Genomic DNA, 2,882 nt, shown 5'->3' on the forward strand with positions numbered 1-2,882 from the left:
ATTAAAACGTTCTTTGAAAAATAACACCCCACCAAACGCCAAGAAAAAAGGCGCGGTTTGAAAGTTAAGCTGCGCAGTGCCTGGAGCTAAATATCCCAGCGAATAAACAAACGACACGTAATTGCACATCAACAGCACGCCAGCGAGCAGCAATTTCAACCATACTAATGAAGGTAAACCGACAAATTGACGTAATGCACCTAAGCGCCATTGAATTAACAAGGTGACGACCAACGCCATTACAAACCGAAACCATGTCAACGTCACTGGTGTAATAAATCCACCCGATAGCTTTAATGCTATAGGCAAAATACCCCAGAAAAATACTGCTATAGAAACAAATATCAGTCCTAAACGGGTATTCGCGCTTGCTTGTTCACTGTTCACGTTGGTTTATCCATCACATCATTAAGGCGTGAATTCTGCCTGATTAACCCAATAAAGTCTTTATCAAGAAAGGCTAACCTTACCCTTGATTGTTCGCATAACAAAAAAGCCTATTTCAACACCTCCTTTTATCGTGCAAACGCATTGAATGCAGGTAAAATAGCCGCCATAAAAACCCTTTGTACCCTACTACCTAAGGAACACTCGCATGAGTCTTGCCGATTCCGTTCTTGCCGTGAACAATGATTTACCTATCCGTACCGACAAGCCTGTCCACAGTGGCAAAGTACGCAGTGTTTACTGGTTAACCGACACCGACAGCCGTCGCTTAATTCGCGACAAAGGTTACGATGTACCTGAAGATACTCCGCTAGCGATTATGGTGATCAGCGACAGGATCTCGGCGTTCGATTGTATTTTTCATGGCGAAGGTGACTTGCAAGGTATTCCAGGTAAAGGCGCTGCACTGAATGCGATTTCAAATCATTGGTTTGGTTTATTTGCCGAAAATGGTTTAGCCGACAGCCACATTCTAGATATTCCGCATCCTTTTGTATGGATAGTGCAAAAAGCCCGTCCAATTAAAGTAGAAGCGATTTGCCGTCAATACATTACCGGCTCAATGTGGCGTGCTTATTCAAAAGGCGAACGGGTATTTTGCGGTATCACCTTGCCAGAAGGGTTAAATAAAGATCAAAAACTGCCAGAGTTACTGATCACTCCATCAACCAAAGGGATTTTAACCGGTATCCCAGGTGTGCCAGCGCAAGATGACGTTAACATTAGCCGTAGTGATATTGAAGCCAACTACCAAGCCTTTGGATTTGAAAAACCACAAGATATCGACTTGTATGAAACCTTGCTAAAGCAAGGCTTTAAAGTAATTTCAGATGCGCTAGCAAAGCTTGATCAAGTGTTTGTCGATACTAAGTTTGAGTTTGGCTACGTCAATGACAAAAATGGCCAATCAAAACTGATTTACATGGATGAAGTCGGTACGCCTGATTCATCACGTATTTGGGACGGAGCCGCTTATCGTGAGGGCAAGATTGTTGAAAACTCAAAAGAAGGCTTCCGCCAGTTCTTACTGAATCATTTTGACGATGCCGACATTTTGCTAAACAAAGACAGAATGCCAGAACGTGAAGCGCTTGCTCGTGACAATGACTTACCATTAGACGCAATGATGAATGTATCGCGCACTTATATTGGTGTTGCAGAAAAAGTCACAGGTTCAAGCATTCCATTACCAGCCAACCCAAAAGCTGACATTATTAAAGTGTTACGTGAACAGTATGATTTAATTGTGTAAATTAATTTAACGGTATAATAAACAAGGCGCTAATAGCGCCTTGTTTATTATTAGCTGACCCAATTAATGCCTATCAAAAAAGATTATCTCCTTCCTAAAACCATTGCCAGTAACTCACGCCGTATGTTTATGTTCGCTTAGTACCTTTTCACCACTTAAAACCTTTCGCTGCTTAACAAGCTCAACGACAGCATCACCTAGCAAAAAATTCCCCGCACTAACCAAAATTTACAATACTTACAATTGTAAATGATAATGATTTCTATTTAATGTTTATGTATCATCATGGCGGTTGAATAATTACGCTACAAAAACCGACTTGGTAAACACTCAGAACATGGATTCGTTCATAGCAGTAAAAGATGATAACACCATGAAATTAAATAAAATTAGTTTAGCTGTATTATGTGCCATCAGCCTCAGTCAACAGGCCATTGCCGCCGACACAGTGCCTGATGAAAACACTAAAAAAGAAAATATCGAAACAATTGAAGTAAAAGGCAGTTACATTGCCGGCTATAACGCCCACTCAGCCAGCGGCGCATCACGCTTAGATTTAGCCATTACCGATATTCCCCAATCTGTTTCAGTCATTACCGATGCCCAATTGCAAGATTTTCAGTTGCATGACATTAACGCGGCACTCGATACCGCTACCGGCGTCAATGTTGAACGTATTGAGACTGACCGTACGTATTATACCGCTCGTGGTTTTGACATTACGAACTTCCAAATCGATGGCATTGGTTTACCGCTAACATCTGGTAACAACCATGCCGACGAAGACACAGCTATTTACGACCGTATTGAGGTCATCCGTGGAGCCAACGGTTTAATGACTGGCGTAGGTAATCCATCGGCAACCATTAACTTCATTCGTAAACGCCCAACAGCAGACAATCAACTTACGGTTAATGGTACTTATGGCAGCTTTAATAACACCCGCTTAGAAGCAGACGGAACTGTCAGAATAAATGACACCTTTGCCGCTCGTGCAGTTGCCGTTACCCAAAGCAAAGACTCTTACTTAGATCGCTACCAAACAGACAAAAATGTCTTTTATGTGTTTTTAGAAGCCAACTTATCTGACGACACTAGTTTGTCACTAAGCCACAGTTACATGAATAACGATGCTACCGGCAATAACTGGGGCGCGTTACCGTTATATTATACTGACGGCAGC

General features: G+C 42.0%; 3 protein-coding genes. 2 read left to right on the forward strand and 1 reads right to left on the reverse strand.

Annotation, left to right across the window (positions count from 1 at the left end):
• A partial coding sequence (locus tag CXF78_RS18950) for a DMT family transporter (protein ID WP_145991565.1) occupies positions 1–387 on the reverse strand: 387 nt, incomplete at its 3' end.
• A 208-nt stretch (positions 388–595) separates the two neighbouring features.
• Here CXF78_RS18950 and CXF78_RS18955 point away from each other — a divergent pair.
• On the forward strand, positions 596–1,699 hold the full coding sequence (locus tag CXF78_RS18955) for a phosphoribosylaminoimidazolesuccinocarboxamide synthase (protein ID WP_102037630.1): 1,104 nt from the start codon (positions 596–598) through the stop codon (positions 1,697–1,699).
• Between the two features lie 373 nt (positions 1,700–2,072).
• Positions 2,073–2,882, forward strand: an 810-nt coding sequence (locus tag CXF78_RS18960) for a TonB-dependent siderophore receptor (protein WP_180957219.1), incomplete at its 3' end; no start/stop codon positions are given.

This window comes from Shewanella sp. 11B5, assembly GCF_002836795.1.
Lineage (GTDB): Bacteria > Pseudomonadota > Gammaproteobacteria > Enterobacterales > Shewanellaceae > Shewanella > Shewanella frigidimarina.